The sequence below is a fragment of the Lentzea sp. NPDC036949 genome (assembly GCF_055608075.1).
Window position 1 is genome coordinate 38018 of the sequence record NZ_JBVJRA010000028.1, and the last position, 6104, is coordinate 44121.

5 protein-coding genes and 1 pseudogene are annotated in these 6104 nt (G+C 68.7%); 3 read left to right on the forward strand and 3 right to left on the reverse strand.

The annotated features are described in order from the left end of the window. Nucleotides 1-4: 4 nt before the first annotated feature. On the reverse strand, nt 5-154 hold the full coding sequence (locus tag ACZ7CD_RS39320) for a hypothetical protein (protein WP_360396527.1): 150 nt from the start codon (nt 152-154) through the stop codon (nt 5-7). Nucleotides 155-266: 112 nt separating this feature from the next. After that, nucleotides 267-1306 (reverse strand): annotated as a pseudogene (locus ACZ7CD_RS39325) (fatty acid desaturase family protein). Between the two features lie 283 nt (nt 1307-1589). On the opposite strand from ACZ7CD_RS39325, the gene ACZ7CD_RS39330 reads away from it, so the two are divergent. Further along, the gene (locus ACZ7CD_RS39330; RefSeq protein ID WP_470380967.1) at nt 1590-2399 is read left to right on the forward strand and encodes a MerR family transcriptional regulator; all 810 of its coding nucleotides are present in this window, start codon (nt 1590-1592) and stop codon (nt 2397-2399) included. Between the two features lie 35 nt (nt 2400-2434). Here the strand turns inward: ACZ7CD_RS39330 and ACZ7CD_RS39335 are convergent, their stop codons facing one another. After that, complete coding sequence (locus tag ACZ7CD_RS39335) at nt 2435-3616, reverse strand: FAD-dependent monooxygenase (RefSeq protein ID WP_470380968.1); 1182 nt, start codon at nt 3614-3616, stop codon at nt 2435-2437. A 117-nt stretch (nt 3617-3733) separates the two neighbouring features. On the opposite strand from ACZ7CD_RS39335, the gene ACZ7CD_RS39340 reads away from it, so the two are divergent. Both ACZ7CD_RS39340 and ACZ7CD_RS39345 read left to right on the forward strand, forming a co-directional pair. Further along, nucleotides 3734-4654: a LysR family transcriptional regulator gene (locus tag ACZ7CD_RS39340; protein WP_470380970.1), complete on the forward strand. Its 921-nt coding sequence runs from the start codon at nt 3734-3736 to the stop codon at nt 4652-4654. A gap of 207 nt (nt 4655-4861) precedes the next feature. Next, nucleotides 4862-5950: a TolB family protein gene (locus ACZ7CD_RS39345; RefSeq protein WP_470380969.1), complete on the forward strand. Its 1089-nt coding sequence runs from the start codon at nt 4862-4864 to the stop codon at nt 5948-5950. Nucleotides 5951-6104 lie beyond the last annotated feature (154 nt).

Genomic DNA, 6104 nt, shown 5'->3' on the forward strand with positions numbered 1-6104 from the left:
TGCTTCAGTGCTCCGACGGGACGCGCTGTGCGGGCACCGGTTCCTGGAACAGGTTCGTCCAGGACGGCCGGTCGGACTCGGCCGGGCCGGGCTGGGTGTGGGTCTCGTGGTTTTCGGGATGGCTGAACAGGTCGTTCGCCGAAGGCAGGGTCACGTGGTTCTTTCCGTTTGATGACAGAGGTCTTGACAGGAGAAGTCCTGGGCGCGGAACGCGGCCACCTCTCTGCCAACCGTACACCCTCCGCCGCCGATCCGGTCTTCGTTCGTCAGGCCGTGTTGCGCAGAGGTGCGCCCGCGCCGTGCAGGTGCCGGAGCACCTCGGCGTAGGAGCGGCGCAGGGTGGTCTTGCTGTACGGGATTCCGTGGCGTGCGCAGAAGTCCTCGACGACGGGTTGCGCGTGGCGCAGGTTGGGGCGGGGCATGTGCGGGTAGAGGTGGTGGTGCTCGACCTGGTGGTTCAGCCCGCCGAGCAGGGCGTCGACCCACCGGCCGCCGGTGACGTTGCGGGAGGTCAGGACCTGCTTGTGCAGGTGGTCGAGGCGTTGTTCACCGGTGATGATCGGCATCCCCTTGTGGTTGGGCGCGAACGAGCACCCGAGGTAGACGCCCATGAGTCCTTGGTGCACGGCGATGAAGACGACGGCTTTCAGCGGAGGCAGCACGAGGAACACCGCGGTGAGGTACGCGGCCAGCGGGACGACCTGCAACGCGGTCTCGCGCCACGGGTTGCGCAGCTCGTTGCGGCACAGGGCGACGATGCCGGAGATCCGCAGCACGACCGCTTCGGCGAGCAGCAGCGGGAAGAACAGGAAGGCCTGCCGTTTGGTGATCCAGGCGTTCAGGCCGCGTTTGTCCTTGGCCTGGGCGCGGCTGAAGGCGAGGGCGTGGATCTCGATGTCGGGGTCGTGGTCCTCGTGGTTGGGTTGGCGTGGTGGCGGTTGTGCTTCGCGACCCACCACTGGTAGCTGATGCCGGTCAGGCTGCCGTGCAGGTGCCCCACGACGTCGTTGTGCCGGTGGCTGCGGAAGATCTGCCGGTGACCCGCGTCGTGCCCGATGAACGCGAGCTGCGTGGACGCCGCGGCCAGGGCGACAGCCGTGAGCACCTGCCACCACGAGTCGCCCAGCAGCACGAAGGCCACGGCGATCCCGCCGAGCAGGACCGCGTTCACCGCCATCCGCACCAGGTAGTAGCCGCGCCGCCGGTCCAGCAACCCGGCTGCCCTGAGCTCCTTGGTGAGGCGGGCGAAGTCGCTGCCGCGCGGGCGGTCGGCCGGTTCGGTCAGTACGTCGGGCGCTGACGACATTCGTCTACTCCGGACGGTGCGGGTTCAGGTGCTCCCGCGGCGTTCGCCTGGGAGGGCGCGCGGGTGGGCCGCTGGAAGCTCGACTGGCGCAGATCAGGAGAAGAACGCCCCCGTGCGTCACCTCGTCCGCACGGTCATCGCCAGATACCCCTTTCGCGTTGGTTCAACCCGAATCGGAGGAAGTCGAGTTCCCAGGGGTGAACGACGAGACCGGCGTGTTGCACCTGCCGCAGCGGCATGTGATGTCCTTCGGGTCACCACAGCTGGAAAGGTTCCGCCTGCGATGCACTTCACGCCTCCCCGCCAGGTGAAGATCGGTGACGCCGCCGCGTTCGCCGGGACGACCCCGCGCGCGATCCGCCACTACCACCAGATCGGTCTGCTCCCCGAGCCCGAGCGGGGTGCGGACGACCGCCGCCGCTACGGCTACGACGACATGATCCGGCTGCTGTGGATCCGCAGGATGGCCGAGGCCGGCATCGCGCTCGACGACGTGCGGGCCGCGTTCGACGGGACCTGGGACGTCGCGGAGAACCTGGGGCGCCTGGAGGAGACCCTGGCCGCGCAGGAGGCGGAGATCCGCCGCCAGCGCGAGGCGGTTCAGCGGCTGCGGGTCGTGGGCAGCCCGCTGGGGTTGTTGTCGGACCTGGTGACGGACCGGCTCCGCCACCTGCCCGCCGGTGCGGTGCGCCCCTCCGACCTGGAGGCCCTGCTGGTCACCGAACGGATCTTCGGCCCGCTGGCCGCCGCGGTGCAGGCCAGCACGGTCATCGTGCTGGCCACCCGCCCCGACCTGCGGGAGGAGGACGACCGCCTGGAGGCGGCCGAGGCCGCACTCGACGACGGCGTCGATCCCGGAGACCCGCGGGTCGAGGAGCTCGCCCGGCAGCGGTTCGCCTATTACGAGGCCGTGGAACGGGCCGTCGAAGCGGCCGGGCTGGACGTCGCCGAGGAGGAGCTCTTCGCCCTCGACCTGGGCGAGCAGGAAACGCGGATGAGCGCCGGCGAAGCGCTCACCAAGATGCCGTACGACTTCTCAGCCGCCCGGATGCGCTGCATCGAGCGCACGGCACAGCTCCTCGCGGACAGCTGACTCCTGCGGAAGGGCTGACGGCCCTTGCGCACGGATCAGAGGTGGCGCAACGACTGCTTCACCACGTGCGCACCTGCGAGGCAGGCGGCCGCACCCGGCTGCTCCCGGTGGCCTGGGGGCGTGATCATCCAGTGGCTGAACGCGGTGTAGTGCCGCGCGAACTCCTGTGGTGTGGCGGAGTGCTCGACGGCGGCGGACAGTTCCGCGACGCGGGCGTACCGCGGGATGCGGTCGGCCTGGTAGGCCGCCAGGGCGGAGGGCACGTCGTCGGCCGCGCCGACCAGTTCGCCGAGCAGCGCGGCGTCCTCGACGCCCAGCGTCGCACCGGCTGTGATGTGCGGTGACATCGCGTGGGCCGCGTCACCGGCCAGGGCGACCCGTGCCGAGACCCAGTGCGGCAACGGCGGTACGAGCACGACCTGGTTGTGCAGGACCAGCTCCTCGGGTGTCGCGCGGATCAGCCGCGTCAGCACCCCGTCGCGGCTGTCCTCCAGGTGGCGGGCCCGTTCCAGCGCCTGGTGCCTCGGGGTGCCGGTGAGCGGTGGTGACCGGAACTGGTTCACCAGCCAGTACACGCTGCCGTCGTGGGTGCGGACGTATCCGCCCCTGCACCCGTTGGTGCCCAGGACGAGCCGGTTCTCCGCGACCGCGACGCCGCCGGCCGGGACGACCGCGCGCCAGGCGTGGTGGCCGCGGTGTTCCTGCGCGGGGGTGCCCGGCACCAGCTGCGCGCGGACCGCCGAGTACGCCCCGTCCGCTCCGACGAGCACCTCGGCTTCCTCCGTGCTGCCGTCGGTCAACCGGACGGTGACGCCTCCGCTGTGTTCCTCGAACGCGCAGAACCCGGCGCCGAGGCGGATGTTCTCGCGTCCCACTGCGTCGGCGAGCAGGCCGGTCAGCTTCGCGCGGTGCACGAGCAGGTACCGGTGGTCTTCGGCATCGAACCCCGGGGTGTCGAGCAGCCTCCCCGAGGGGTCGTGGAAGCGCATCTCGCTGGGCTTGCCGATGGCCCGCACGTGCTCGCCGATGCCGAGCCCGTCGAACACCGCCAGTGCGTTGGCCCAGAGCCCCAGTCCGGCACCGGCGGCGCGAATCTCCGGTGCCCGCTCGCAGACCACCACGTCGACCCCGGCCCGGCGCAGGGCGACGCCCGTCGTCAACCCGACGATCCCGGCGCCGATCACCACAGCCCGCAGCACGGGCGCTTTCCCGGTCATGTTGTTGCCCTCCAACGGTTTCTCTCCCGTTCTTCGACCGTAGGAGCGACCGGGGGTTAACACCAGTGCAACTCTGGCAAGCAACCATTTCGAATGTGATAATCGGCTGTGCGCGACATCGACCTGAAACTGATCGAGGCGCTGGACGCGCTGCTCGCCGAGAACAGCGTGACCAAGGCCGCCGCCCGGCTGCACACCTCGGCGCCGGCGATGAGCCGCACCCTGGCCCGCCTGCGCCGCGTCTTCGACGACCCGCTGCTCGTCCGGGCCGGACGTGACCTCGTGCCGACACCACGGGCAGTGGAGCTGCGCGGTGAGGTGCACGCGATCGCCTCCAGGGCACGGGCGCTGTTCGCCCCGTCCGCCACGGCCGACCCGCGGAGCGCGGTGCGCACGTTCGACCTGCAGGTCACCGACATGCTGTCCACGACGTTCATCCCGTCGCTCATCGACGACCTGCGGGACCAGGCCCCCGGCATCTCGCTGCGGCTGCGGCCGGAGAACCTGGAGGACACCCCGGCGCTGCGGGAAGGCCTGGTCGACCTGGAGATCGGCAGCATCCGGCCCGGCGACGCGGAGGTCCACTCCGAAGCGCTCGTCACCGAGGCGCTGATCGGCGTCGTGCGGCCGGGTCACCCCCTCGCCGAGGTGGAAGTGGTGACACCGCAACGGTTCGCCGCCGCCGACCACGTCGTCGTGTCGCGGCGCGGCCGGGCACGCGGCCCGGTCGACGAGGAGCTGACCGAGCTGGGGCTGAGCCGCCGCGTGGTGGCCGTGGTGCCGACGTTCGCGAGCGCGTTGTTCCTCGCCTCGGAGACCGACGTCGTCTGCATCGCGCCCGCCCGGCTGGCCCGCCGGATGCTCGACAAGCTCGGGCTCCGCACGTTCGCGATCCCGGTGGACCTGCCGCCCGTGACGGTCGGCATGGCCTGGCACCCGCGCAACCACCACGACCGCACCCACCAGCTGCTGCGCGACCGCACCCGGCACATCATGGCCGCTGCGGGACCGGGTGGTCCTCCCGGACGTTCCTCGTAGTTTTTCCGGTCACCAGGAATAGCGGCAGTTGCGGTGATCATTGGGGAAATCGACTGTGGGAAAATCCCACTCTCTCCACTCGAAAGAGTGAGATTGAATCCGTTGTGGAGTGTGATTCACATTCCTATAGTCGAGAACGGCCGGTCTTTCGCGTTCTAGCCTGGAAGGTCTCCTCTCGTGAAAGCAACTGTGGCTTTTCTCGTTTCCGTGAGCATGCTGGGTTTCTCCTGTGCCGCTCTCGCTGAAGGTTCCGCGGTCGATTTCGGAAAGGGCGCGCGATTCGAGTCGGAGTGGAAGATCCGCCCGGCCCTGGACCCCGACTACGAGGTGGTTCAGCTCACCAGGGACAAAGAGCTCGACAACAAGATGTACCTCGACGTGGACCCCTACGTCCCGTCGCTCAACTCCGTCCTGTTCATGTCGGAACGCGACGGCGACGAGAACCTCTACCTCATGTCGCTCGACAACGGGAGGTTCGTGCAGGTCACGGACTCCGACGACATCGACGGCGACCACGCCAACGTCTCGCCGCAGACCGAGGAGGCCTTCTACGTCGACGACCGCACGCTGACCAGCGTCAGCCTGCGCGCCCCGTACCGCGAGAAGAAGATCCGCACCTTCTCGAGCAGGTACGACTTCAAGGGAATCCCCTCGCTCACGTCGGACGGCAAGACGGTCGCCGCGTCGCTGTACGACGAGGAGGAGAAAACCTCCTCGCTCGTCCTGGTCGACGTGAGATCGGGGGAGCTGCAAACGGTCAAGAAGATCGACGGGGAGGTCGACCACGTGTTGATCAACCCGGTGCACGGGGACACGCTGCTGTTCCACCTGCGCTACGACTCCCAGATCGGTCTGGTGGACATCGGCACGAAGAAGAAGACGATGCTGACCGATTCGAATGACCACGGTGCGCACCCGTTCTGGGCGTCCAACGGCCGGGACGCCGCCTTCGCACAGCGAAAGCAGGGCGAAACGCCGGACCAGGTGGTGACCTACAACATCCGCAAGCAGGAGTTCTTCAGCTACGACACCCGGGAGAGCAGCAACCACTACGCCATGAACCCCGCGCGGACGATCATCCAGGGCGACGGCCACAAGGACTCGACGGCCTACATCTACTTCTATTACATCAAAGCCGGCACGAACAAGGTCGACACCGTGAAGATGTTCAAGCACGGGAGCTCTTCGAACGAGGAGTCGGTGCACCCGCACGCCGCGTTCATCAACGACACGGACCTGATCTTCAACAGCGACGCGGACGGCAACGGCAACGTGTACCTGCTGAGGGAGAAGTAGGACGCTCGGCCGTGGAGGGGGTGCGGCGGCCAGGTTCCACCCGACCCCCACCCCTGCGCCAGCCCTGGCCCGCCCAAGCGGACCCGCCCACACTTCCCCCCCCTAAAAAAAAATTTGCCCTCCCACCCCTCCCCCCCCCAAACCGGAGGACCAC

Coding starts and splice junctions, on each gene's coding strand:
- ACZ7CD_RS39330 (WP_470380967.1), top strand. CDS start 1,590: ATGCACTTCACGCCTCCCCGCCAGGTGAAGATCGGTGACGCCGCCGCG.
- ACZ7CD_RS39335 (WP_470380968.1), bottom strand. CDS start 3,616: ATGACCGGGAAAGCGCCCGTGCTGCGGGCTGTGGTGATCGGCGCCGGG.